This window comes from uncultured Actinomyces sp., assembly GCF_963542285.1.
Taxonomy (GTDB): domain Bacteria; phylum Actinomycetota; class Actinomycetes; order Actinomycetales; family Actinomycetaceae; genus Pauljensenia.
In genome coordinates, this window is sequence record NZ_CAUTWQ010000012.1 from 1 (window position 1) to 25,689 (window position 25,689).

Consider the following 25,689-nt stretch of genomic DNA (forward strand, 5'->3'; position numbering starts at 1 on the left):
ATCTACACACCCAACCCCCACCACGTCAAACCAAAACCACGTGAACCAGCACACAAAAGCCAGTGATACCACCATTTCTGAATGATCAGCCAGCAAACATTCACCCAAAAATGGCTAAATTCCAATGCGATACATGTGCATATCAACAAAAGCAGGACCTGCCTCACAAAGAGGCAGATCCTGCGATTTATGGTTTAAGCGGATGTTTTCAGGCAGACGGCTGTGCTACCAAAGCGCACCCACTTCCCACGAAACTCCGCTCCCCTGAATCAGCGAGCTTCCATGTGCTCTTGAACGGGGATGTCGATGGTCGGAAGGTCGTGGACCGCCTGACGCACTGCCTTCGAGACTGCACCGGGGACGGCCTCGTTGAAAACACCGGGGATGATGTAGTTCGGCGAAAGCTCGTCGGGGCTAATCACATCGGCAATTGCGTTTGCAGCTACACGAAGAACCTCGGTTGTAATCTCCTTGACCTTTGCATCCAGGAGCCCACGGAACAGACCGGGGAAGGCCAGAACGTTGTTGATCTGGTTCGGGTAATCGCTACGACCGGTCGCAACGATTGACGCATACTGGGCAGCTGCAATCGGGTCAACCTCGGGAGTCGGATTCGCAAGAGCAAAAACGATCGCACCCGAAGCCATCTTCGCGATATCCGAAGGCTCCAAGATGTTTCCGTGGGAGACACCAATGAAGACATCGGCATCAACGATGCCTTCCTTCAGGCTGCCATGGACCATGCGCGGATTCGTATTCTGCGCCAACCATGCGCGTGAGGGGTGCATGCCCTCAACATCATCACCTGCAAGCGCGCCAGTACGACCGTAGCCAACAATGTCTCGCGCGCCTTGAGCAAGCAGGAGCTTGATGATTGCCGAACCCGCTGCACCAACACCGGAGACGACGATGCGCACGTCCTCAATCTTCTTGTTGACGAGCTTGAGCGCATTGATCAGCGCTGCCAGCACAACGATTGCCGTGCCGTGCTGATCATCGTGGAAAACCGGGATATCGAGCTCTGCGCGCAGACGCTCTTCAATTTCGAAGCAGCGGGGAGCAGAGATGTCCTCGAGGTTGATTCCGCCATATGCGGGCGCGATTGCCTTAACAATCGAGATGATTTCTTCAGTGTCCTTGGTATCAAGGACAACCGGCCACGCATCTACGTCACCGAACTGCTTGAACAGAACAGCCTTACCTTCCATCACGGGAAGAGCAGCTTCAGGGCCGATATCGCCCAACCCAAGAACCGCGGTACCATCCGAGACAACGGCGACAGAATTGGCCTTCATAGTCAACAGGTGAGCCTTCGAAGGCGTGTCATGAATCGCTGTGCAGACGCGTGCAACACCGGGGGTGTATGCGCGAGAAAGATCGTCACGGTTACGCAGAGGAACCTTGGGCTTAACCTCGATCTTGCCACCGACGTGGGCCATGAAGGTCTGGTCTGCCACGGAAGAGGTGTGAACGCCTTCAAGGCCATCGAGAACTTTTTCAACCTCACGGCGATGCTCGGAATCACGCATGTCGCAGGTGAGGTCAATAACGATGCGACCACGGTCAGAATCGGCAACATCAAGGCCTTTAATCTGAGCACCGGTAGCAGAAACGGCATCCACGATCTGCGAAACCGAAAGGTTGGCTTCGTCGACTTCAAGACGGTAGGACGCGGTGTATGACGGAGAAGTACGCATTGGTCACCTTTGCATATCCGATTGTTTTGAGGAGAGCCAACAAGGACTCCTCCTCCATCGTAGCTGCGCCGGTGCGCGGGTGCAGCAGTGTCCATTTTGAGCCCGATTTCCGAGGCCGTGGTATGAACTCCAGTTTCCTCACTCCCCCGCGCTCCTCGGTCTTCGACAGACATGGAAAGGGCCCGGTCTGCACAGCAGACCGGGCCACGGGCGTTTAATCAACGAAAGATCAAGCGCCAACCATTTCCATAATGAGTTCGCGAACGCGGGCGGCATCTGCCTGACCACGGGTAGCCTTCATCACCGCACCGACAAGGGCGCCAGCGGCCTGAACCTTGCCGCCCTTGATCTTCTCGACGATATCGGGGTTCGCGTCCAATGCTTCCTGAACGGCCGCAGTAAGTGCGCCGTCGTCAGAAACAACTTCAAGTCCGCGTGCAGCAACGACCTGCTCGGGATCGCCTTCACCCGCAAGAACACCTTCAAGGACTTGGCGAGCAAGCTTGTCTGTCAGACGACCGCTATCCACCAAGGACTGGAGCTGTGCGATCTGGGCCGGAGTAACCGGTAGATCCTCAAGCGCAACCTGCTTGTCCTTCGAGTAACGAGCCAGTTCACCCATCCACCACTTACGTGCAGCTGCGGGATCGGTGCCTGCCTCGACGGTTGCCTCGATGAGTTCAAGCGCACCCGCGTTGATGACGTCACGCATTTCCTTATCGGCAAAACCCCATTGCTCGCGCAGACGGCGCCTCTTAGCAACCGGAAGCTCAGGCAGGGACTGACGAAGGGATTCAACCCATTCCTCAGAGGGAACGACCGGGACAAGATCCGGCTCGGGGAAGTAACGGTAATCTTCTGCATCGGACTTTTCACGACCGGACGAGGTCGTTCCGTCTTCCTCGTGGAAGTGTCGGGTTTCCTGAAGCACTGAACCGCCGTCAGCCAAGATCTGCGCTTGTCGCTGAATCTCGAAACGAACGGCGTTCGCAATCCCCCTGAAAGAGTTCACGTTCTTCGTTTCGGTTCGAGTACCCAAAGGAGAGCTCGGGGTCGGACGCAGAGAAACGTTGATATCGGCACGGACATTTCCGCGCTCCATACGCGCCTCAGACACGCCAAGAGTACGGAAGATATCGCGCAGCGCCTGAACGTATGCAGCGGCAACCTCAGGTGCTCGCTCCCCTGCTCCTTCAATAGGACGGGTCACGATCTCAACCAAGGGGACACCCGCACGGTTGTAGTCAACCAGCGAGTGGTCAGCACCCTGAATACGACCATCTGCGCCACCGATGTGAGTATTCTTTCCGGCGTCTTCTTCCATGTGCGCACGCTCAATCTGAACGCGGAACATAGTGCCGTCCTCGAGCTCAACGTCCACATAGCCGTCATAAGCAATGGGCTCATCTGACTGTGAGGTCTGGAAAGCTTTCGTCAGGTCCGGGTAGAAGTAGTTCTTACGCGCGAAACGGCAGCTCTTGGCAATTGAGCAGTTCAATGCGAGGCCGATCTTGATCGCGTATTCGACTGCCTGGTGATTGACCACGGGGAGCGAGCCGGGAAGACCAAGCGACACGGGGGTCACGTAGGTATTCGGATCGCCACCGAAGGCGTTGGGGGCGGCATCAAACATCTTGGTCGCAGTCCCCAACTCAACGTGAACTTCAATTCCGAGAACCGGATCGAAGGAAGCGGTAGCCTCCTGGTAATCCATCAGCTCAGTCATTACTTTTCCTCCCACTGCGCTGCGGGGCAGTTACCCGCGATATCGCCACTGAGTTGCTCAACAAGGCTTGCGACTTCATACATCTTGAGGTCGTGGTGGGCCGGAGCAAGAATCTGGAATCCAACGGGAAGTCCCTCGGCACTGACGGCGTTTGGAACACTCATCGCAGGAATTCCGGCTAGGTTTGCAGGGATGGTCGCGATGTCATTGAGGTACATCGCCATGGGATCATCCATCTTCTCTCCGAAACGGAATGCCGTTGTCGGACAGGTCGGCGAAACCAGAACATCAACCTCTTCAAAGACACGTGCAAAGTCGCGCTGAATCAGAGTACGAACCTTCTGTGCACTTCCGTAGTAGGCGTCGAAGAAGCCCGCCGATAGGACGTGAGTGCCCAAGATGATACGACGCTTCACTTCATCGCCGAAACCGGCTTCACGAGTCGCAGCCATAACGCGTTCGGCGGTAACAGGGCCTTCGCTGGGCTCGACGCGAATGCCATAACGCATACCGTCGAAACGCGCCAAGTTCGAGGAAACCTCAGCCGGCATAATCAGGTAGTAGGCAGCAAGAGCGTAATCGAAGCTCGGGCAGGAAACCTCAACGATTTCAGCACCGGCGGCACGCAACTTCTCAACGGTCGCGTTGAAGGCCTCGAGAACATCATCTTGGTAGCCCTCACCGGAGAGTTCACGGACAACGCCAACGCGCAGCCCTTCAATCTTCCCGTCCTTGGCAACCTGAGCAACACTTTCAGAAAGCGCGGGAACCGGTTCATTCAGGGACGTCGAATCGTGGGGATCGTAGCCACCGATCACCTCGGTCAGTGCGGCCGCGTCCTCAACCGTACGGGTTACCGGGCCAATCTGGTCCAGCGACGAGGCCATAGCGATCAGCCCGTAACGTGAAACTGCGCCGTATGTGGGCTTCGCACCCACGGTTCCCGTCACAGCACCGGGCTGACGGATCGAACCACCGGTATCAGAGCCCAAAGCCAGCGGCGCCATGAAAGACGCAACAGCAGCAGCGGAGCCACCTCCGGAGCCGCCGGGGATACGATCAAGATCCCATGGGTTTCCGGTACGGCCGTAAGCGGAGTGCTCGGTCGACGAGCCCATAGCGAACTCGTCCATATTGGTCTTACCCAAGATCGGCATTCCAGCCTTGTGCAGAAGCTCGACGACGGTTGCATCGTAGGGAGGCAGCCATCCCTCAAGGATCTTCGACGCACAGGTCGTGGGAACGCCTCGGGTCACCATGTTGTCCTTGACCGCAATGGGCACGCCTGCCAAGCGAGGCAGTTCTTCCCCAGCGGCACGACGCGCATCCACGTCGGCAGCAGTTGCAAGAGCACCCTCACGATCGACAAACAGGAAGGCGTGAACCTTAGGGTCAATCGCATCGATGCGATCCAAGCACGCCTGAGTGAGCTCAACAGAAGTGATTTCACCGCTACGCAGCAGGTCAGCAAGCTCGCAGGCGGACTTCTTCAACAACGGATTCATCAGTCCTCCTCCAAAATCTGCGGAACCAAGAACATTCCGTCTTCTTGTGCAGGGGCCTGCGCCAAAACCTCGTCGCGGTCAAGCGTTGGGCCAACGACGTCTTCACGCCACACATTTGACAGTGGAATGGGGTGCGAGGTTGCGGGCACATCCGGGGTTGCAACCTCGGAGACCTTTGCAACAGCCTCGGTAATAACGTCTAGCTCACCAGCAATTCTGGTGATTTCTTCCGGTGTAAGTGCAATTCGAGCCAATCCCGCCACACGGGTGACCTCATCAGTACTGATCCTTGCCATAACAAGGATGATACCCGCCCGGGGCGCACCTCTCATACCATGCCCATCGTTGGCGACTTTTGAGTAGGCTTAAAACATGTCTCATCATCGACCGTCTTTTTCTTCGCGTACCCTCAAGGCACTGAAAATTACTGGCGCAGCGCTTGTGGGTGCCCAGGCAGCGGCACTGATCGGCGTTCATATCGTTGATAAGCTCCGTAAAAACCGCGTTCCACAGGTCGCAGGCGGTTTCCCGACTTTTCCTCCCTTAGACACCGAAGTTGATGGGACGAAGGTTCGCACCTATACCGAAGGCACCTCTCTTTATGAGGACATGCTTGAAGCGATCACCTCAGCAGAGGACTACATTTTCTTCGAATCGTATATTTGGCGCTCAGATGCATGGGGCAAACGTTTCAAATCGGCACTCCTTGCCGCCGCACAGCGCGGGGTTGACGTCCACATCGTCTACGACGGCTTTGCCGTCATGAACCAAGACCCATTCTTTTATATTTTCCCAAAGACTCCCCACCTCTACATCCGCCGTTTCCCCGAAATCCGTTCGGGAATGTTCACCTTCAATCTGCGTAAAACCGGTCGCGATCACCGCAAGATCATGGTCGTCGACGACCGCGTCGCCTTCGTCGGCGGGTACAACATTGGTGATCCTTTTGCCCTCGAATGGCGCGATACCCACGTGCGCGTGACAGGGGAAGCAGTCGCAGAGTTGAAGTACGGCTTCATTGACTTCTGGAATCACTTCAAGCGTCGCGGACAACCTAAACTTCCGCGCAGTCGGGCCCCCAGGTGGGCCAGCGATGTATCACTGGCCTTCAACCAGCCTTCACGTCTGCTCTACCCCGTTCGCGGCCTCTACATCGACGCAATCGATCGGGCGCAGCACTCAATTCGTATCACAAGTGCGTATTTCATCCCTGACCGCGAGATTTTCGAATCCTTGGTCCACGCAGCGCGCCGAGGCGTCCGGGTACAGATTCTGATCCCCGAGTATTCCAACCACATCCTCGCCGACTGGGTTGGACGTCCCTACCACGGACCGCTGTTGAAGGAAGGGGTGGAAATCTGGCTGTACCAGGATGCAATGATCCACTCCAAGACCATGACAATTGACGGAGTCTGGTCGACTGTCGGAACCGCAAATATCGACAGGCTTTCCCTGCAGGGCAACTACGAAGTCAATGTCCAGTTCCGCTCGCAAGCCTTCGCAGCGACGATGGATCGGATCTTTGAGCTTGACCTGACCAATGCGCGCAAGCTTACCTTCGAGGAATGGGAAGAACGCTCGCTACTCACCCGAATTTCCGAGCGTCTTTTGCACCCCTTCGAATTTATCGTTTAGTCATCGAGGGCAGCCAGCCCACGCTCAAGTACCCGCTCAAAATAGTTTTCGTCAACAACGGGCACTCCCAGGGCCTCGGCCTTTGCGGCTTTCGATCCTGCACCGGGCCCCGCGATGACCAGCGACGTCTTCTTCGATACCGATCCCGAGGCCTTTCCTCCTCGGGCGACGATCGCTTCCTTCGCGCCTTCTCGCGTGTAGCCAGGCATTGCTCCTGAAACGACGATCGTTAGTCCTTCGAGGGTCTGCTCAATATCCTCGCGCACTTCATCTTCCATACGGACCCCCGCAGCTTGCCAGGCACGAACGATTTCCACATGCCAATCTACATCGAACCATTCCCGCAAAGATCGAGCAATGACTTGGCCAACACCGTCGACCTCTGCCAATTGCTCGACAGAAGCTTCCATTAAGAGATCCATCGAGGGGAAGGTCATAGCCAGAGCCGAGGCAGCAGTTGGCCCAACATGGCGAATCGAAAGCGCAACCAGAATGCGTGCAAGTGGACGCTCTTTTGCGGCCTCAATCTGCTCAAGCATCATCTCCGTGTTCTTTGAAGGAGTGCTCTCAAGTGGGGTATAGACTCCGCTATTTCCCTTCTGTTTCCAAGCCTTAGTCCAAAAATATCGGACCTGCATCCAGTCCCCGGTTTCTTGGCCATCCTTGGTCACAGGCTTCCACACCATGACATCGCGAAGTCGTTCAGCGTCGAGGCTGAAAACATCACTTTCCGAGGACAAAACAGGCTTTTGGACAGAAGGCAGAAGAGCCTCGGCATCACCGATCAGTTCACCATGCGTCAATTCAGCAGTCTTTTCCATGCGCAGTGCAGTCCCGTTTTCCAGGAAAACGCTCCGTCCTGCCGCGAGCGCGGCCGCTACCTCATCACGATTGGCCTCGGGCTGGGTCAGGGCAAGCGCGGCCTCGTCCCCAAGTCCTTCGATGTCCAAGGCGGAGCGGGCACCCAAGTGGGCAATCCGCTCGGTGATTTGTGCCGGGCAGCCCGCTTGGTTTGGGCAACGAAGATCCACATCCCCTTCCTTCTGGGGAGCCAGCTTCGTCCCGCACGAAGGACAGTTTTCCGGCATGACGAAGGGATACTCACTGCCATCGCGGGCAGCGACTACGGGGGCGACGATCTCGGGGATAACATCCCCCGCTTTCCGCAAAACAACAAGGTCGCCTATCAGAACGCCTTTTCGTGCAACTTCACTAGCGTTGTGCAAAGTTGCGCGTGAGACGTGAGAGCCGGCAACGAGGATACGCTCCATGACGCCGTACGGCGTGACGCGCCCGGTACGACCCACTTGGACTCGGATATCAAGGAGGCGGGTATTAACCTCTTCCGGCGGGAATTTATAGGCAGCGGCCCAACGCGGAGCGCGCGAGGTCGTCCCCAAGCTTGCCTGAATCGCACGATCATTAATCTTGACGACAACCCCGTCGATTTCATGTTCTAAAGAGTGTCGTTGAGCGCCCAATTCACCGATACGCTTCTCAATGGCCTCGCGACCACGCAGGAGTTTGGTGTGAGGAGAGACTGGCATTCCCCAATTTTTCAGGCACTCAAACCATCCTGACAAGGTATCGGGCTCCGTGAATCCACTATCTCCGGCTTCGACAAAACCAATGCCGTGCGCCAACATCGCAAGAGGACGCTCAGCGGTTTTCTTCGGGTCTTTTTGACGCAAAGAACCCGCAGCAGCATTACGCGCGTTTACAAAGGGCGCCTCACCCATACGGACGCGCTCAGCATTAAGAGATTCAAAATCCTTCGTTGGAAAGTAGACCTCGCCGCGGATTTCAACGCGGGCGGGAACCAAGCCTTGCAAGCGATGAGGAATACACGAAATTGTCCGGACGTTGGCGGTGACGTCTTCACCAACCCATCCATCGCCTCGCGTCGCTGCGCGATTGAGTACTCCATTTTCATAGAGCAAATTGACGGCAAGACCGTCAATCTTCACTTCGGTGAGCATGTCCAGATCGCTACGGCCCGTGTCGTTAGCCATTCGGGTTTCCCAGCCTGCGAGCTCTTCCAAAGAGAAAACATCGTCCAGGCTGGTCATCTGCTGGAGGTGTTCGACGGGGGCAAAAGCTTCGGAAGCCGCACCTCCAACCTGAGTGGTCGGAGAATCTGCACTGCGATACTGCGGGTATTGTGCCTCAAAGTCTTCGAGTTCGCGGTAGAGCTTGTCATACTCTGCATCCGATAAAACAGGAGCATCACGGTCGTAGTACGCCGCTCGGGCATCATCAATTTCCTGAATGAGTTGATGGTAGCGGTCAACTAGCTGGCGTTCCTCTTCACTCATGCTTGTCATTGTGTCATCTCCATTCAGGGTGCGCTTGTTCCCCAGACGGCGATCTTCTTGTTGCTCCTCCTCTTTTTGTTGCTCCTCCACAGCTTGGACGCAGCATCGGCGATTTCCACAGCTTTGCCCTTTCGCGAGTATGAGCACGACGACTGCCGAAGGCTGAAGGTGAAAAGAAACTGGCCTCACGCAACCGCACAGTTCACGTATTTACGCAGGGATGTTATTGGGAGGTGATCACACACGTGGGAGATTTCCCCTTGGCGCCAACGCTTCTTCAAGCTGCCCTTCGCTCCTCATGGCATTTTGCCTGCGTGAGTGGGCCAAACATTGGGCTTGTTGTTTCTCCCCTGGGGTGCCCTCAAGAATTTCCAGCACAGATAGAGATCTTCACCGATCACCGAGGCCACGAGCGCATATGTTTCCTTCTCCGCAGTAAGGATGCGCAAATACGGATTCGCGCGGCGGCTTTCACACCGTGGCGACGCTTACGTACGCAGCGTGTATATACCCCCGTCAAAGGTATGCAACTCAAAGTAGCTGGCCACTTAGCTACTGACTATTACCAGTTGCGCCAACGGCCGCGTGATCTTTCTTTTCCTTCTTCCTCCCGCACGTCAAGGCACCTATCTACAATGTCCTTCATTGGCATTGTTCCGCTTTTACTTTTCATGCTACTTCGCATGCTGGTCATGGGAGCCTACGGAGGCATGTCACTTCTTCTATTTGCCCTTCCCCTCATCAGCATGTCAATCATCGGGATAGTAGTCATGAAACGACGAAAACCCAGACATCGCATTGATGCGGCGGGGCTTGCACTTCTTCTTGAAGCTGCAGCTCCTTCCATCTCAGAATCTTCGTCCCTCCTGATCTATCCCAACCAAATTGGGCGCGGGAGGGCTCACGCGGTTTCTCACGCTAACGGGCAAACATATCTTGGTTTTGTTGGCCCCGAGGCCAAATTAAGTGCTTTGTGGTGCGCAGCGCAGCTGGCGGCACAGTTGGGAGGGGCGCGCGTCAAGGATGGTTCTGATGAACTTATCGATATCGGGAGGCAGAAATCCTTTAGCTCGGGTTCCACTAATTCTCAGCCCTCTCGTGTAGGCATCAGACTTCACGCTCCGGGTGAGGATGAGACCGGGGATGAAAATATTCACCTTGCTTGGGCGCCTCATTTCAGTGAACTTCCAACGTGGTGTCACGCAGTGATACCTGCTTCCCGAGCACCGGTGTCTTTGGCATGGTGGAAGATGCTGGGGAGAGACGCACCATCTGGTTCTATTCCCGACCACGTCAGTTTCGATGAACTTCCATTTGAAGTAATCGATAGCGATGAGGGGCTACGGACACCGATTGGGAAAGACGCCTCAGGAATCGTTGACATCGACCTCGTGAAGCACGGACCTCATGCCCTTATTGCCGGCACAACAGGTAGCGGAAAGTCAGAGGCGCTGCGAACGTGGCTTCTTGGATTGTGCGCGAGCTACTCCCCTTCACGTCTCCGCTTGGTTTTGGTGGATTACAAAGGCGGCTCTGCCCTTGCTCCCCTTACCGCGCTCCCCCACACTGAAACCGTTTTAACCGACCTTAACCTCGGTCATTCCTCGCGCGCTCTCAGAGGTCTCGCGTCATGTATTGCGACGCGAGAAGCTCAATTTGCACAATACGCAGTCAAGGACCTGTCACAGTGGCGTGAGCGTTTTCTTCAAGGGGGCGCACCTCCCCCACCTCCACGGATCCTCATCGTTATTGATGAATTCCAAGTTCTTGCCGATCTACATCCGGAAACCCTCGAAACCTTCTCAAGGCTCGCGGCTCAGGGGCGTTCTCTTGGTTTGCATTTGATCTATGCGACCCAGAATCCCGGTGCTTCAATCAACGCTCACATGCGCGCTAACACCGAACTACGGATTGCACTGCGGAGCATCTCTGAATCTGATTCACACAGCGTCATCGGCAGCGCAGAGGCTGCGCACCTTCCTCGTATTCCTGGCAGAGCATTGCTCGGTTCCGGAAAACCTGTCCAATTTGCATATTGCAGGAATATCGAGCAGATCATCGCTTCGATTTCGAAGAGACAGTCAGCTTCCATCGGAGCGCCTTTGTGGTGTCCTTCTTTACCCTCTCAGCTCACGCGAGGCGATCTTGATCAGCTGCACTCTTCAGAACGGGGCATACACATAGGGCTCATCGACGGGATTGAAAGAGGTGCACACCGATGTCTTACGTGGCAACACGGAAATATCATGATGAGCGGTTCTGGGAGTTCGGCAAGCAAGCTTGCTTTACTTGTCCGTTCATGCGCCACGACCTTGAGCGATTCCTTGGGCTTCCCCATTTGCGGGGTCTCGATTGATCCGGGCACCCCGCATTCGAGCGCAACTTCACCCGACTACCTGATACGTGACATCGTGGATTTTGGGGTCCTCTGCGAAGACCTGTGTCATCGCACTCCCTGTGTTGTCTGGCTCGAGGATATCGAAGGGACCCTGCATATGTTGGAAGAGTGCTTAGGTGTGCTTCGCGCTCATGATCTGTGGGGTCAGTTCACTCGCTCATGCGATGGTGTCAACATTGTTCTCATTGCCAGCGATGTTTCAGGCCGATTCACCTCACGCACGCTTTTTGGTTCCTATGAGCACATTTGGTATGAGATTTCCAATCCCCAAATTGCGGAACGTTGCCCAACAATCCGTGGAGCCGAGTGTACAGATTCGCCCGCTCAACTTTGGAGCAGCGTTCACAAGTCTTTGCTCTGCTTATGCACCGACTCAGTGAAGCCCTCTTTACCGTTGAGTATCCCATCGTGGAATCAGATACTTCACGACTGTCAGGGGCAATTAGGCAATGCAGCATCCCGGCAGCTGAACTCTTGCTCTTCTTTTCCTTTGGCTGCACTCGATACATACGCTTTAACCCAACAAAGACCTCACTTCCCGATTACCCCAGCAACGCCCGAATCTAGAGTTGCTTCACTTACCAAAACCAACCCTGACATGCGAATTCATTCGTATATCATTCGTTACGGCGCGCAATTAAAACGGTTCTTATTTTCTGAAAAGAATTGCACATTTATCGGAGAAGATAATTCGCCATTAATTGACGCTCTTAGAGCCATAAATACGGGTTGCATCATTCACCATTTCGAACACTCGCAGTGGATGAGAGCACTTGAAAACCGCACCGAACTGCTACTTTTCACAAATCCACCCAAAGAGGCACTTCGATTCATCGCCCAGAATTGCCAGAGTTTTCCCAGTTCTTTATATGCACATTCTTGGAATTCTTATTCCGGGGTAATTGTTCATCATGGCGTAGCTGGGCGTTTCGTCCTGACTTTTAAATAACGTGACGTCTTACACACCAGTTTATGTTTTTTATGGCCTCTTGACTCTTGATATACACTCGCTCATCCCTGAAACTAAGGACTGTTGTTTTTGTTCGGTGCGGGCACGCCTTGCCTGCACTTATGCTCTTGAAGGAGTACCCATAATGGATTGGCGGAGTAAAGCCGCATGTCTCAGCGTCGACCCAGAACTCTTTTTCCCGATCGGGAATACGGGTCCGGCCATAGCACAGGCGGCTGAAGCCAAGGCAGTTTGTCGCGAATGTACAGTTCAAGCAATCTGCCTGCAGTGGGCACTCGACAACAATCAGGACTCTGGTGTTTGGGGAGGGATGAGCGAAGAGGAACGTCGTTCCCTCAAGCGCCGCGCAGCGCGCGCCCGTCGCATGTCCTGAGATTTGCCTGCACACATGAGTGGTGGTGGGAACGGAGCCGTTCCCACCACCACTCATTTTTAGGTCTACCTAAGGCTCGCATCCTCCAATCCGATAACTCACCTCATATAACAACATGCCCTACAAGCATCCTTTCCTTCCCCGACGATAGAGCACTCCACCAGCAAGGGCTCCGACTCCCGCAAGCGAGACGATCAGAACACCCGAAGTGCCAGTACGAGCAACCTTCGGACGCTTGGGCTGTTCTACGTTAAGGGTTTGCTCAGCTGCATTGATATCTCGATGGAATGCGATTCGCTGATCACCGAGAAATAGATCTTCGAAGATGACAACGCTCTTTGCTTTGATATCTTCGCCCTGAACGTTAATCGTCACCTCTGCACACCCAGACGCTGTCTCAGCAGTGAAATCAGCTGTTCCTTCTACCATTCGACCAGCTGCGCTCAATGGTTCGCCGTTTTCTCGGTCAACCACAATTGCTTTCAGGGAGTAGCGTTCCCCTACCCTGAGACCTTCATAGCAGACCTGGTCGACGATCTTGGATGGCCCCAAGTGGCCTATGATCTGGTCACCATCACCTCCATCGCGAGCACGCGTTGCCAGGCGAATGATCGAGGACGCTTGTCGCGTGTACTGTTCATGCGGATCCTCAACACTGGAACGGAAAGCTTCAACGCGACCATCACCGTCAAACTCTGTTGTAAACACGTAGGTTCCGACACGCTGCGGGTCCACTGCGAATCGAAGATCGCCAAGCGATGAATAGTATCCATTCTTTGCAGGGACCTCGATAGTTCCAATTTCTTCTGCTTTCTCCCGGTTTTCTTCAACAACCTCAAGTCCTTGAGGGAAGAAAAGCAGACGATGACGCATGTGGGATGTGTCGGCAGCAATTCTCTCAGAACCACTCCAATGAGTGTGCCCTTCTGGGAAGCCGCTCACCCAGAGATCATCGATTAAGAAGTCACCCCCATTGGTTTCTTTGAGCTGTGCGGCAGAGTGAATTTGGATCTTCCAGGGAATCACTTGAGTTTCATGAGTGAGCCCCAGCTGGTCGGCCCAATCGGCGTGGATAAGGGGAGCGTATTGTCCCTGTGCTTCTTTACGCACCCTCCATACCCAAGAAACAAATCCTGGTTTTGCCTGTCCTTCAGGAAGAGGGATGCTGACGAGACGCTCTCCTTCGCCGCGAAAAACGACCGTTGTGCTGCCAAGAACTCGCATATCCTTCGAGATGAAACGCACGTCCAAAGGCTCGTTTGGAGGTTCGGTCCCCAGATCGTAGGCAGTCCCTTCGAAGGTTACCGGTATTGGTCCGTGCTCATCATTGATCCACTTTCCATCCCCGTAATTGGGGTCTGCAAATGCCGTGACAGTATCACTCAGGGTATTGTCCTTCACGTTGGTTTGGGCAACTTGTGAGCGTCCCATTGGCTGAAAGTCCATGAGCACCTTCCAGGTTCCTCCCTTGAGGCGCTTTTCTTCCTTATCGCCACCCGGCCTGTTTCCATACGAGGCCGTGTCCTGAGTTGCCGAGTTAACTCCGTATTTCGTAAGTGTCGAACGCACAGGGTTTTCGTAGTTTCCTACCCATTTCACGGTTCCGTTACCCGTTGCTTCCCACTCAAGATTGAGGGCATTTCCTTGCGTTTCTCCATCCCAGCGGCTGGTACCCGTGGAAGTGAAACGCGCAGGACCAATGAGCATGAGGTGAAGTTTCAATTTGGGAATCCACTCCCCTTTTTCATTCTTCACGCCGAGGTCCTTGAGTAAACCACTGCGAGGAGTCTGGGTTTCTACGCTTCCATTTTCGTAGGTTGTAACAGCAGATTCCTTTGCTTGGCGCACGTAATCCTTCGCCCTGTCGAAGACTTGCGGCAGTTGACGGCGCACGCCGTCAACCAAACTATTGACGGAATCTTGAGTGTTCTTTCCTGATTGGTCTCCTTCAAAATTCGCGTGAATCAGGAATGAGAGAGCTGCTCGGTTTTCTTGGTGTCGGTCATCCTGGTAGCGATCAAGAAGCCACGCCATTTGCGCGGTCGATAGATCAAGCTCATCCGGTCCCCAGCGCTTGGATTCTCCCAAATCTGTAATCGATGCGGTGTCCTGCGGCTTGGGGTTTGCGCGCCACATGTGGGTGCACCACACCGGGTAACGCGTCTCAACGTTGTGCGGTGCAGTGTAGGCCCCTAGCCAAAATCCTCCAACAGATTGCGCTCCGACGCCTTTAACGTACATACCGTTTCCTTCAAAGAGCGCGTGCGCCGGCTGCGGATTCAACGCCAGTGTGCTGAGAGTTCCGATTGCTGTTGCAAAGACCAGTGCAACAGCTCCTTTTCTTGCGCGATTTCTTGCACGATGCACCCAGCGTTTTCGAATATTTGGATGCCTCCCGATCATGGATCATTCCTTTCGCAATCACTGGAGGTCGCTCCTCCATGATGCGAGGGTATGAGGATGTCTTATCGGCTCGGGACGAGGATGCGAAATCTGTGGATAACTTCTTTCTACGCTTACTCTGTGGACAAGATTGCTGCTCAAGCAATGCGAAATCTTATGCAGAAATTAGCCGATGAACGAACAACACTATGGATAAACTACTGCCCGCACTGCAGGGCAGCGCGGGCAGTAAAGCTAAGGTTTGACGACGCTACTCGCGCACCTCACTTATGCGACCAGAAACGGATCACTGTCTGTGGCTGGCTAGAATTTTGGAATGATCGAGCCATCTCACCTTGGTAGGTGTAGTCATCGGAGAAGCGAGTAGAGGACGTCGGCAGGTACTGCGGGTCATCACCAAGGATAAAGTTGTAGACCTTCTTGTTGCCTTCCCACGAGAATTCCATTCCGTCATTGATCTGGACACCATCAGCCTTAGGAATCCAATAACGATGGGTCTTTCCATCAACCGGATTCACCCGATCTCCGTCCCACCAGTAGAGGCTGTAGTTCGCGTCTTCAGGAATCCCGCGGTCAACCTTGCCATTGACGCGAGCGTAGTTCACAACCAGATGCTGAGGCTCGTAGCCATCCCAGTCTCTGCGTGGATTATTGCCAATGCTCATACCGCGAAGTTTCATCTCTTCGGAATTGAATGCAAAGTCTGAGCGAACATCCTCTGCAAAAGGACGCACGATGATGTTGTCGTAAAGATCAACGCCAGCAATGCGGCCGAACATCTCCTGGAAGTCAATGGCGCCGCGGGAAGCGCCATAGTAGTCATCTTGAGTGCCGCTACGAACGATCTTGTTGCGCTGAATGCTGGCCCTCTTGTTTAACTTCAAGTTCCAGTCAAAGTTGTGGCCGCCAAACACCGTATTAAGACGAATACCTGCGCCTTCAAAATTCCCCGTGATGAGGTTGTTCTCTGCCTTCTGCCCAGATCCGCCAAAGAACCCAATTCCACCTGCGCGCCATCCGAGCTCAATCGTGTTGTGCGTGAACTCGATATTGTCGGTGTGACGAGCATTCGATACGTATTGAACGGGATCACCCGGCTTTGACTGTGCATGACTCGACCACGAGGCAAGGCCGTCATCGCCGTTTCCGCGAATATTCGAATTGCGCACGGCCGAATCCCGGCTTCCCTGTGAGTAGTTCAGGCCATCGGCAAAGTTATTGCGAATACGGGAGTGGTCGACCAGCATGTGCTCTGTGTACTGCATTTGATTTTCATTGACATAGTCCCCCATCCAGAAGCCACACTCGAAGTGTTCAATCCAAAGGTTTTCAAACTGTGAGTTCTTGGTGACGCCTTGGAATCCCTTATAGTTCGCCCCTTCGTCGTAACGGGAGTTGAGATTTGTCGACATGTAGAAGTCTCGGAACTGCAGGTCATGGCTGGTATGTTCAAGAACAATGCCACCACTTGCCTTGTTCGGGTTACGGAAGAAGATATTCGTGTACCAGATACCCGCACCTTGGATCGTCAGTTGGTGGTTGCCATTCGGAGAATGCCGAACGACAAGCTGGCGATCAAACTCAAAGGTTCCACGCGGAATATACAGAGTCTTGTTCTCATCCGAAGCGCGCTTCAATGCAGCCAAGAATGCATCAGAATCATCTTGTCCATCATTGGGGTGCGCATAAACCTTACGAGTTTCCCAAACACCAGGCGCTTTCTCTTCAGTCACCGTCAAGTCATCATCAGTAACACTCACTGAATTAGCAGGACGCTGAATTTCCGGAAGCGCCTGCTCAAGCTCAACAAAGTCAATGCCATAGGCATAACCTTCACTCCCCGTTCGAACAACGCTGACCGTGTCTCCCGGGTTTACTTGGCGATTGAGCAGAGCATGGACCTCATCAAATTGGAAGCGGGCATGTGCAGGCCCTTCGCCTGCCAACTTGTCTTTCTCTTCGTCAAAGACCTTGCTCTTCTGAACGTACTGATACGCACTTTCCGACGAGAGATTAAAAGTGGCAGCCGTCTCTCCGTTAACACGAATATCAACGCTTCCGGCCGTGTGGTCAGGAAGAGTGAATCGAAGATCAATTGCATTCCCGGGAACTTCAGCAGTGAAGCTCACTGAAGAATCCTTGCCTTCGAGTTCAACATAGGACTGTTCGCCGGCCTCAATCGCCGTCGAGTCGAGCATGTCGTTGACAGTCTGGCTCTCGTCAAGCGAGACGACGTGTGCACGGTCAAGCCGGCCACGCTCGGCCTCGTAACGGGTATAGGGGAAAGAGGCCCCGTAGGTCGTGTCGTCACCGGCAGCGACGGCAGTGTTACCGCCCAGTGAAGGCACCATTGCAATGACGGCAGCCGCGCCAACTGCTCCCACAATCTTTCGGTGTTTCATGAAGAAGTTCTTCCTTTGTATTGGCAGCGACACCACTTCCGCATATGAGATTGCGAAATTTGGTCGCTTCTAGGTGTCGAAATAGGCAGCCCGAGCGTTTTTACGGCAATGAGATGGCCTATACGTTCTCAACCCTAAGGAAGCTTCGTGGGAGCATTTGTAAAGGATTCTTGATTCGGACTCATCATCTGCTACAAGATTTCTGCACGAATTCTTATGAATTACTTATACATTTCGATGCGCATCACTCACGCATTAATTGCGCATCATGATGCGCAATCTTGGCCGTAAAAGATGAGATATGTACGAATTAATTGCTGATTCGTTGAGTATGGATAAAGGTGTGCCCGCACTGCTGGGCAGCGCGGGCACACAGAGTGAATGATTGCAGCGGATACCGCCACACTCACTTATGCGACCAGAAACGGATCACTGTTTGAGGCTGGTTGGGGTCCTGGAAAGACTGCGCCATCTCCCCCTGATAGGTGTAGTCATCCAAGAAACGGGTCGAAGAAATCGGCAAATACTCCGGCTTGTCGCTAGGAGTGAAGTTATATACCTTCCTGTTACCTTCCCACGAGAACTCCATTCCGTCGTTGATCTGGACACCATCAGCCTTAGGAATCCAATAACGATGGGTCTTTCCATCAACGGGATTGTTTCTGTCGCCGTCCCACCAGTAGAGAGCATAATTCGCATCTTCAGGGATACCTCGGTCGACCTTGCCATTGACGCGAGCATAATTCACAACCAGATGCTGAGGCTCATAACCGTCCCAGTCACGACGCGGGTTGTCGCCTACGCTCATCCCCCGCGAGTTAAGTTGCTCGTCATTGAATACGAAGTCCGAACGAATATCTTCTGCAAAAGGACGCACGATAATGTTGTCCTTCACGTCGATATTCAGAATTGTTCCCCACATCTCTTGGAAGTCGATCGCACCGCGGTGCCCGCCATAGTAGTCGTCCTGCGTACCGCTGCGCACAATCTTGTTGCGCTGGATACTGATGCGTCTGTTCCGTTCCTGATTTAAATTAAAGTTATGGCCCGGGAAGACAGTATTCAGGCGAATACCTGCACCCTCGAAATTCCCCGTAATAAGGTTGTTCTCTGCCTTGTGGCCAACACCGCCAAAGAAACCAATACCACCGGCACGCCACCCGAGCTCGATCGTGTTGTGAGTAAACTCGTTGTTTTGAGTAACCCTGGACTTGGATTCGTACTGTTCCGGATCCCCGGGCTGTGACTTTGTGTGGCTTGCCCACGAAGCGAGGCCGTCATCGCCGTTTCCGCGAATATTCGAATTGCGAACAGCGGAATCACGGGTTCCCTGCGAGTAGTTCAAGCCATCCGCAAAATTGTTGCGAATACGGGAGTGATCCACCAGCATCCGCTCCGTGTACTTAATCTTGTCATAGTTAACATCTTCACCAATCCAGAAGCCACATTCAAAGTGCTCAATCCACAGGTTGATAAACTGCGAATCCTTGGTAACCCCCTGGAAACCCTTGTACTTTGCCTTTTCATCATAACGAGAGACGAGATTCGAATCCTCATAGAAGTCACGGAAAGTCAGGTGGTGAGACGTATGTTCTAAATCAAAACCGCCTTCTTTTTTACCCGACTTCGTGAAGTGAATATTCGTGTACCAGATGCCCGCACCTTGGATTACTAGTTGGTGGTTATCCTTCGGAGAATGCCGGATCACAAGCTGGCGATCAAATTCAAAGGTGCCGCGCGGAATATACAGAGTCTTATTCTCGTCCGAGGCACGCTTAAGGGCTGCCAAGAATGCCTCGGAATCATCTTTTCCGTCATTGGGACGCGCATAAACGTTACGAGTTTCCCAAACACCCGGTGCTTTCTCTTCAGTAACCGTCAAGTCATCATCAGTAATGCTCACTGAATTACCAGGACGCTGAATTTCCGGAAGCGCCTGCTCAAGCTCAACGAAATCAATCCCCATGGATTGTTTATTGCCATCCGTACGGACGACACTGATCGTGTCTCCCGGGTTTACCTGCCTGTTAAGCAGGCCATGAACCTCATCAAAAAGGAAGCGGGCATGCGCAGGCCCTTTGCCTGGCAGCTTGTCTTTCTCTTCGTCAAAGACCTTGCTGCCCTGTACGTACTGATACGCACTCTCAGAAGAAAGGTTGAAGCTGGCAGCCGTCTCTCCGTTAACACGAATATCAACACTTCCCCTCTCATGATTGGGAAGGTTAAAGCGCAGGTCGATGGCGTTTGCGGGAACCTCTGCGGTGAAGCTTACGGACGAATCTTTGCCCCAAAGTTCAACGTAAGACTGCTCCCCCGCTTCAATCGCTGTGGAGTCAAGCATGTCGTTGACAGACTGACTCTCATCAAGCGAAACAACATGAGCACGATCAAGCCAGCCACGCTCGGCCTCGTAACGGGTATACGGGAAGGAAGCGCCATAAGTCCAGTCCCCATCGTCTGCCACGGCACTGGTTGCGCTCAAGGTGGGAACCATGGCAATAGCGGCCACCGCGCCAACTGCTCCCACAATCTTTCGGTGTTCCATGAAGAAGCTCTTCCTTTACATCGGTCAACGACGTCGATGACCTAAAGGCACGCCCGCCTAGCCACTCCCGCCGATCCTGAATATTCGATAGACCGCTTCCATGTTGTCTTCGCTGATCATTAAGGAATGGTCTATTGGGCTTTAAGATTAGGGCCGCTTTGTGAGAACGGGTATAAAGGAATCTTGAGTCAACCTTGTCATCTACTCCACGAACCCTGCGCAAACTCTTATGGCTCACTTAGAGTTTCTGATGCGCATAATTTAGCGGATTTACGCACAAAGTGATGCGCATCGATGCGTAACGAATCTTTGCTTCAAGTTACTCAGAAAGTACGCTTTCCGAAGCCTTGGAAGCGAATATTCACCAAGTTATTTTGCTGGATTTTTCGATTTCAACGTCTGTTGTCCCTCTGCGTATATCCTTGATGCAGCCAACGCAAGATAGCTACATCAATAAACTCATTGGCTTCGATATCACTTTCGATGACTCGACTACCAAGGATGCAAGAAAGTTCCTAACAGCAAATACCTACTACCAGAAATTGGTTTCAGCTTGAGTCGTCAGGTACTGACCTTAGCCCTTTCCATCAAGCACATTCTCGCGAGCAAAATTCGCTGGAGCACCGCCCCCAAAGCTCATTAAAGCGCGCCATAACAACAGAAAGCCTCGGAACTTCAACGAAGTTCCGAGGCTAAAAGTGGAGATGGGGGGATCCGTGTCGAAGTCTTTTTGCTCGAGGATCATCTACTCATGAGGACGGTACTGGGTCCCGTGAGCGTACCTTTACCAGAATCAGCCTGGAGAGGGAGGGCCGATTAACGGGGCTAAATCTCCATAAACGAACAATCTCCGCACTCAATCCACCTCGACTCCCTTAAGGCAAATATGTGCAAGCGATGAAAGTAACCGGTCGAGTAAGGGAGGGCGTCTTTTTAGAGTTTTACTCAGCGTGTTGCTATGTAGTCATCCCCAAACTGGATCAAACGATTCCTCTCAGCACAAAACACATAGAAGTCGATTTATAGCCGAACCGTTCTTTAATCTCAGTCTCTAAGGTGTAGCTAAACTAGTACCCAAAATCGGGATTGATCTTAGCTTCCCCTCCGCCTCCAAATTGCGAGAGCTGAACGGTAAAAGGATCTTCAATGATAGTTCCGCATGATAGTAGGCGAGACTAGGAATCGGGAGGCAGCAACCACAAGCTGCGGAACTCGAGTCTAGAGGATAGTGACGGCCCAAACGAGACGGGATCGAACCCTGACTACTCCGCAGAAAACGTACGAGATCCGAACCGTCTGTAGGTACGGCGAGAGTCTCCTTTCGATCTGCGGCCTTTTTCACCAGCCACCGTACGACGGTTTAGAAGAGACCGCGCACAGACGATTCAGCTCCGTGACTCCCCTGAGCAGGACAGTATTCATAGTCAGCCGCAAGCACAATCTTCCGACCTGTCATCCAGTCCTTGGCTACGAGAGTATCATCGGCGACGTACGACAACACAGGTGTCAAAGATCATCACGAGATCATCTGCCAGAGCCATTCGAAGAGGCTTTTCCCGCCCACTTGCAACACGGGAGCCGTCAGCACCGCAACGATGAGGGACATGATCGCAACCCAAAGCGCAAGCCGGCTAGTCCGGAAAGCATCAGCAGAGGAGCCAAGCGAGGAAACGGTCGAAAGAATGTCGCGGTAGTCACGATCCGCTTGCCGCAGCCGCTCGAACCAATCCTCATGTTCCTCTTCGAGACTTTCATCGAAGCTGATAGGCGGTTCCGGCGACTCATCCTCGCGATCGCGTACGCGCTCGTCAGGAGTCGGGACATAGCTGAAGTGTGGGGTTAGCTGACATTGCCAAATGCGTCTCCAAAACATAGCAACATCACGTTGCATGCTTGCAAGGTCGAGGCTCAACGTAAGGAAGCTCTAACGTAGCTCATTGATCGCCCGTGGACGGAACTTCCCGTGCCGCGCGCTGGCTCGATCTCGGATCTCGGCAAAGCGCTCCTCAGTTGCCTCAAGGTAGACCGACACGGAGATCATGAGAAACAGGTCTCTCATTCTCTTGAAAAGCCTAAAGGCGATCTCCTTGTTATCATTTCCATCGATGAACTTGAGTCCTGCATGGCCGATTACCTTGAGCACTGCCGGTCGGCTTCCCCAGAGCGTCCATGTAGGATCATCCCCCAGTGGGTCTTCTATCCCGATGCTCCGATGGCGCTGGAGCACTAGCCTCGGAATGAGGGGAGAGGTGAGCATATCGAACACTGGATGCTCGATACCGAGAGCACTCAGGGCATCGTCGGACACACGTAGGTCACCGCTTTGCGTGGAATTCGATAAGCCCGTGGGATCAAGTTTATCAAAGAGCATCAGCTCAAGTAATGGTTGCGGATGCTCCATGTTAGCGAAAAAACCTGGGAGACGAGCTGTAAGCCAGTCGCGCGCGGCGTAGTGCATTGAACGGCGTGCAAGCTGGACCTCGTGGATCGTTGCAAAGTACCGATTAAGACTGCGAGGTCTCAGACGCTCCCAGAGCAGCAAAGGCTCATGTTGTTTGTGCCACTCAATATCAAGCGCCCGAGCCGCTTCGTCCCGGAGGTGAAACTCAGCGACGACCGCAGTGAGACCTCGCCCAACCTGCACGGCGTCGAGTTCGATGCGGTCAAACTCAGGCGGTAGATGCTCACGGAAGCTGTCCCCAGCTAAGCAGGTACGATCGTATCGCACTACAGTGATGAGATTCCACCAATTTATTCCTCCACCTGAGCGGGAGCGCGCTAGCAGCACGTGATTGCGCACATTAATCGGCGAAAACCGCCTTCCCACATCCCAGCCATTCTTCCGGAGTGCGGCTTCAAGTCTTGGAAGAACGGACGGGGGAAAGAGCTCGACCAGACAAATAATGGGCGTCGTAACATGTTCATCTCTCGGTACCCGAATGTTGTGCATCGAGCTATCGAGCGACTCAGCGAAGTTTCGGTCGTGTTGATTAAAACGGAAAAGCCAGTTATCTCCGTTCGCGAGCCATGTCCGCATGAGGGATGGTATGAACTTGCACCGCCAGCCTGTCTTCAGCCAGCGCGATACACGGTAAGGATAGTCATACCAGCGATACCCCTCTCCTATCGTAGGAACGAGATCGAAGACGGTACCAACCTCGTTAGGAATCTCGATACCGCTTTCCTCTCGCGGAGCGCGCGGACGCCGACGCCGTTGTCGGTATTTCTCCCGATCTCTAGGATCCATTATCCACGTCTCCTTTCCAATCCACGACGATTGCTGGTACCAATGTTGCAACATCCACTGTGCAGTCTAGTCTGCACTGCTACTAACTCCCACCCATGACGGTTGCCGCGCATTTATTCCAAGGATATCCATGGGGTCTGACACGGCTAACGACGTCGAACCAGAACTACAGTAATGAAACTTCTACCGTTGATTATGCCAACGCGCTGCGGTTGTTCTCCGACTTCCTCCATATACGCCCACATGAACGAGTTGGGCAAAAAGCCCGCCAACCAACCCTTCTAATGGCGCATCGTCATTATTGAAGACAAAAGCGGTAATCAAGCTCAACGAGCCGCCCCCCCGAATCCGCATCAACCGATGTCAGATGTTCCGGTACCTCTTATCTGGCGAAGACCAGGGGTCTGTTCTGAATTATTCAACGATGACAGGTCGCTACTCATGAGCTGCCAGTTAGCTGCGTGGCGCTGGAGCGACAACGGCGGTGACTTGTCGTTGAAGTCGGGCGGGTTACCGTGCTATTTCGGCACATGCTGTATAGGGACTGTTAGACCGTCGCGATGAGCTGACAGTTGCTACCCAAAAGGAGAATGTTAAAGCAGCACTCCATGAGGACGAAGCGTCTATTGGCGCGTATACGAACACCATGCCAAGGCGACGTCCGACGATGCTAAGACGCGCACGACGCTGCTGAAATACTTCGTAGACAAGAGTTACGTCGGAAGAGCCTGTTGAAACCAAAATTTCTAAGGGTCGTATCAAGCTCGTGAGAGAGCTCGACACGACCCCGCTAAGTGGAGATGGAAGGGCTCAAACCCGGGGCTTGTTTCTGGTTGGGAGTGGGTTGCTTCCTTTAGCGCGGTCGCTTCCTCGGTTATTGCCGCCATGCAGCGCCGTCTTGGTGTTAAGGCTGATGGTCTTGTCGGTCCGGGAACTTTCCGCGCGCTGCAAAGTTATCTTGGGACCCCCGTAGACGGGGTGGTAAGTGAAGGGTCGGCGATGGTTATGGCCTTGCAGCAGCGCCTCAACGAAGGCCGCTTCTGAAAGTCTTTAGTTATCTGCCGCTCTAGGCTAGCCTTGTGGCATTTCCCGCTGCGGTTAGGAGGTTGGGGTGAAGAAGAAACTGTTCGCGTGCGTGCTTGTCCTCGTGTTGGGGGCCTCGTTTGTCGCGTGGCGCTATGGTTTTTTGTTTCCCACGCAGCGCGCATGCCAGGAGGTCGGCAGCGCCTACGAAAAATATGCGGCTGTCGTTTACCGCTCCCCGGCTTCTGGCCTGCCGAGCGAGGCGTATACGCGGGAATTGGAAGAGGCGCGCAATGAGCTGGGCCAGAAGGCTTCGTGGGCGCTTCGGCTGAATGTATCGCACGAGGCCAAAGAGGATTTGAACGATGTCCTCTCCGTGGTTGGCGCAGCGGAAAAATCACACCGCATTGAGGGCACGGTTGCGCGCCTAGCGCAAACCTGCCGAGGGGCTGGCTATCCCGTCCACATGCCTGCTCCCCCGCAAACATAACGAATATTTTACGCGCGCCCGACCCGTCTGCCGCCCCCTGGCAGGCGGGTTTTACGCGCCCAAAAATGAAAGGAAGACTCTGATGCTTGGATTAAATTTTGATCCGCTTGTTACGTGCGGTTTGGTGGGCTTCGCCTGGCCTCTGATCCAGGCGGCCCTGGATAAGCCCTACTGGACGTCTGCCCGCCGCCGCGTCTTGGTTCTCACGGCGAGTCTGGTGTTGTCTTTTGTCGTGTGGTGGGCTGGGGTCTACCCCCTCTCCTGGCAGCTGGTGGCCACCCAGGCCTCGGTCATCATCGCCGCAGCAGCAACAGCATTCACGGCGCTCAAGTCCTTAGGCGTGATCGACTGGGTAGGACGCGCCACGCCGGGCGGCGTACCGTTTTGGTACCGTTTTTGCACCCTTTTATGCCCTTTTATATCCGCTTATATCCTATCCCGCTCTGGCTTAAAACGTTGGAATACCAACGAAAAAAACCCGTTTTTCCAACGTTTCCAAAACGGTATCAGTGGAGATGGGGGGAATTGAACCCCCGTCCAACAGCCGACCCCGAGGTCTTCTCCGAGCGCAGTCTGCGAGTTATTTCTCAGCCCCTGGCATCATGCAGACCTGCTACCAGATAGGCTCAGTTGATTAAGTGTCGGAGCCGTCCTACCAACACGAACGGCACCCAGTGGCTTCCTAGACGACGCCAGACACCGGACCGGAAGCACCTTCCGGGCTGACGGACTAAAGGTTCTCGCGGCAATCAGGCGGCGAGAACGTAGTCGGTGCGATTCTGTTCGGCACCTATTGGTTTGCACACATCGTTAACGAGTAGAGCATGCCTCCTCGGCTCGCTTCCCCTCGATCGACGACCGCTGTCGAAACCGATCATCCCCTATTGAGTTCTTCACTCTCCGGCGCCCAGCCACCACAGCAGCACGAACACCGGACTTGAAATCATACGTCCCCGCAGC

At 53.8% G+C, this 25,689-nt stretch carries 15 protein-coding genes and 1 other RNA gene; 5 read left to right on the forward strand and 11 right to left on the reverse strand.

What is annotated here, in order from left to right:
* Nucleotides 1–269 precede the first annotated feature (269 nt).
* From RW023_RS06000 to gatC, 4 genes are all read right to left on the reverse strand, one after another.
* Nucleotides 270–1,697 carry an NADP-dependent malic enzyme gene (locus tag RW023_RS06000; protein ID WP_315580343.1) on the reverse strand — a complete coding sequence of 476 codons (1,428 nt, stop codon included), beginning with the start codon at nucleotides 1,695–1,697 and terminating at the stop codon, nucleotides 270–272.
* Nucleotides 1,698–1,926: 229 nt separating this feature from the next.
* Nucleotides 1,927–3,423 carry an Asp-tRNA(Asn)/Glu-tRNA(Gln) amidotransferase subunit GatB gene (gene gatB / locus RW023_RS06005; protein ID WP_315580344.1) on the reverse strand — a complete coding sequence of 499 codons (1,497 nt, stop codon included), beginning with the start codon at nucleotides 3,421–3,423 and terminating at the stop codon, nucleotides 1,927–1,929.
* On the reverse strand, nucleotides 3,423–4,928 hold the full coding sequence (gatA, locus tag RW023_RS06010) for an Asp-tRNA(Asn)/Glu-tRNA(Gln) amidotransferase subunit GatA (RefSeq protein ID WP_315580345.1): 1,506 nt from the start codon (nucleotides 4,926–4,928) through the stop codon (nucleotides 3,423–3,425). Before gatA ends, gatB begins: the two co-directional genes overlap by 1 nt.
* The gene (gene gatC / locus RW023_RS06015; RefSeq protein ID WP_019127204.1) at nucleotides 4,928–5,224 is read right to left on the reverse strand and encodes an Asp-tRNA(Asn)/Glu-tRNA(Gln) amidotransferase subunit GatC; all 297 of its coding nucleotides are present in this window, start codon (nucleotides 5,222–5,224) and stop codon (nucleotides 4,928–4,930) included. Before gatC ends, gatA begins: the two co-directional genes overlap by 1 nt.
* A gap of 76 nt (nucleotides 5,225–5,300) precedes the next feature.
* On the opposite strand from gatC, the gene RW023_RS06020 reads away from it, so the two are divergent.
* On the forward strand, nucleotides 5,301–6,563 hold the full coding sequence (locus RW023_RS06020) for a phospholipase D-like domain-containing protein (protein WP_315580346.1): 1,263 nt from the start codon (nucleotides 5,301–5,303) through the stop codon (nucleotides 6,561–6,563).
* On the opposite strand, the gene ligA is transcribed toward RW023_RS06020, so the two are convergent.
* A complete protein-coding gene (gene ligA / locus RW023_RS06025; RefSeq protein WP_315580347.1) occupies nucleotides 6,560–8,887 on the reverse strand; it encodes an NAD-dependent DNA ligase LigA in 2,328 nt (775 codons plus the stop codon). The two genes, RW023_RS06020 and ligA, sit on opposite strands and share 4 nt — an antisense overlap.
* Nucleotides 8,888–9,513: 626 nt before the next feature.
* On the opposite strand from ligA, the gene RW023_RS06030 reads away from it, so the two are divergent.
* Complete coding sequence (locus RW023_RS06030; RefSeq protein ID WP_315580348.1) at nucleotides 9,514–12,225, forward strand: FtsK/SpoIIIE domain-containing protein; 2,712 nt, start codon at nucleotides 9,514–9,516, stop codon at nucleotides 12,223–12,225.
* A 145-nt stretch (nucleotides 12,226–12,370) separates the two neighbouring features.
* Nucleotides 12,371–12,619, forward strand: a complete 249-nt coding sequence (locus RW023_RS06035; protein WP_291459524.1) for a WhiB family transcriptional regulator — start codon at nucleotides 12,371–12,373, stop codon at nucleotides 12,617–12,619.
* Nucleotides 12,620–12,739: 120 nt separating this feature from the next.
* On the opposite strand, the gene RW023_RS06040 is transcribed toward RW023_RS06035, so the two are convergent.
* The 5 genes from RW023_RS06040 to RW023_RS06060 all read right to left on the reverse strand — a co-directional run bounded on the left by RW023_RS06040 (nucleotide 12,740) and on the right by RW023_RS06060 (nucleotide 23,216).
* On the reverse strand, nucleotides 12,740–14,860 hold the full coding sequence (locus RW023_RS06040; protein WP_315580349.1) for a VaFE repeat-containing surface-anchored protein: 2,121 nt from the start codon (nucleotides 14,858–14,860) through the stop codon (nucleotides 12,740–12,742).
* A 425-nt stretch (nucleotides 14,861–15,285) separates the two neighbouring features.
* Complete coding sequence (locus RW023_RS06045) at nucleotides 15,286–17,424, reverse strand: pectate lyase (RefSeq protein ID WP_315580350.1); 2,139 nt, start codon at nucleotides 17,422–17,424, stop codon at nucleotides 15,286–15,288.
* Nucleotides 17,425–17,830: 406 nt separating this feature from the next.
* Nucleotides 17,831–19,969, reverse strand: a complete 2,139-nt coding sequence (locus tag RW023_RS06050; RefSeq protein WP_315580351.1) for a glycosyl hydrolase family 28-related protein — start codon at nucleotides 19,967–19,969, stop codon at nucleotides 17,831–17,833.
* 1,516 nt (nucleotides 19,970–21,485) lie between these two features.
* Nucleotides 21,486–21,881, reverse strand: a complete 396-nt coding sequence (locus tag RW023_RS06055) for a hypothetical protein (protein WP_315580352.1) — start codon at nucleotides 21,879–21,881, stop codon at nucleotides 21,486–21,488.
* Nucleotides 21,882–21,893: 12 nt separating this feature from the next.
* Nucleotides 21,894–23,216, reverse strand: a complete 1,323-nt coding sequence (locus RW023_RS06060) for a hypothetical protein (RefSeq protein WP_315580353.1) — start codon at nucleotides 23,214–23,216, stop codon at nucleotides 21,894–21,896.
* A gap of 1,111 nt (nucleotides 23,217–24,327) precedes the next feature.
* Between RW023_RS06060 and RW023_RS06065 the strand changes: the two genes are divergently transcribed.
* Together RW023_RS06065 and RW023_RS06070 are read left to right on the forward strand one after the other, a co-directional pair.
* Nucleotides 24,328–24,729: a hypothetical protein gene (locus RW023_RS06065; protein WP_315580354.1), complete on the forward strand. Its 402-nt coding sequence runs from the start codon at nucleotides 24,328–24,330 to the stop codon at nucleotides 24,727–24,729.
* An 82-nt stretch (nucleotides 24,730–24,811) separates the two neighbouring features.
* Entirely contained in the window at nucleotides 24,812–25,258 is a 447-nt protein-coding gene (locus tag RW023_RS06070; protein ID WP_315580355.1) for a hypothetical protein, read from the forward strand.
* Here the strand turns inward: RW023_RS06070 and ssrA are convergent.
* Nucleotides 25,237–25,611: a transfer-messenger RNA gene (gene ssrA / locus RW023_RS06075) on the reverse strand. The two genes, RW023_RS06070 and ssrA, sit on opposite strands and share 22 nt — an antisense overlap.
* Nucleotides 25,612–25,689 lie beyond the last annotated feature (78 nt).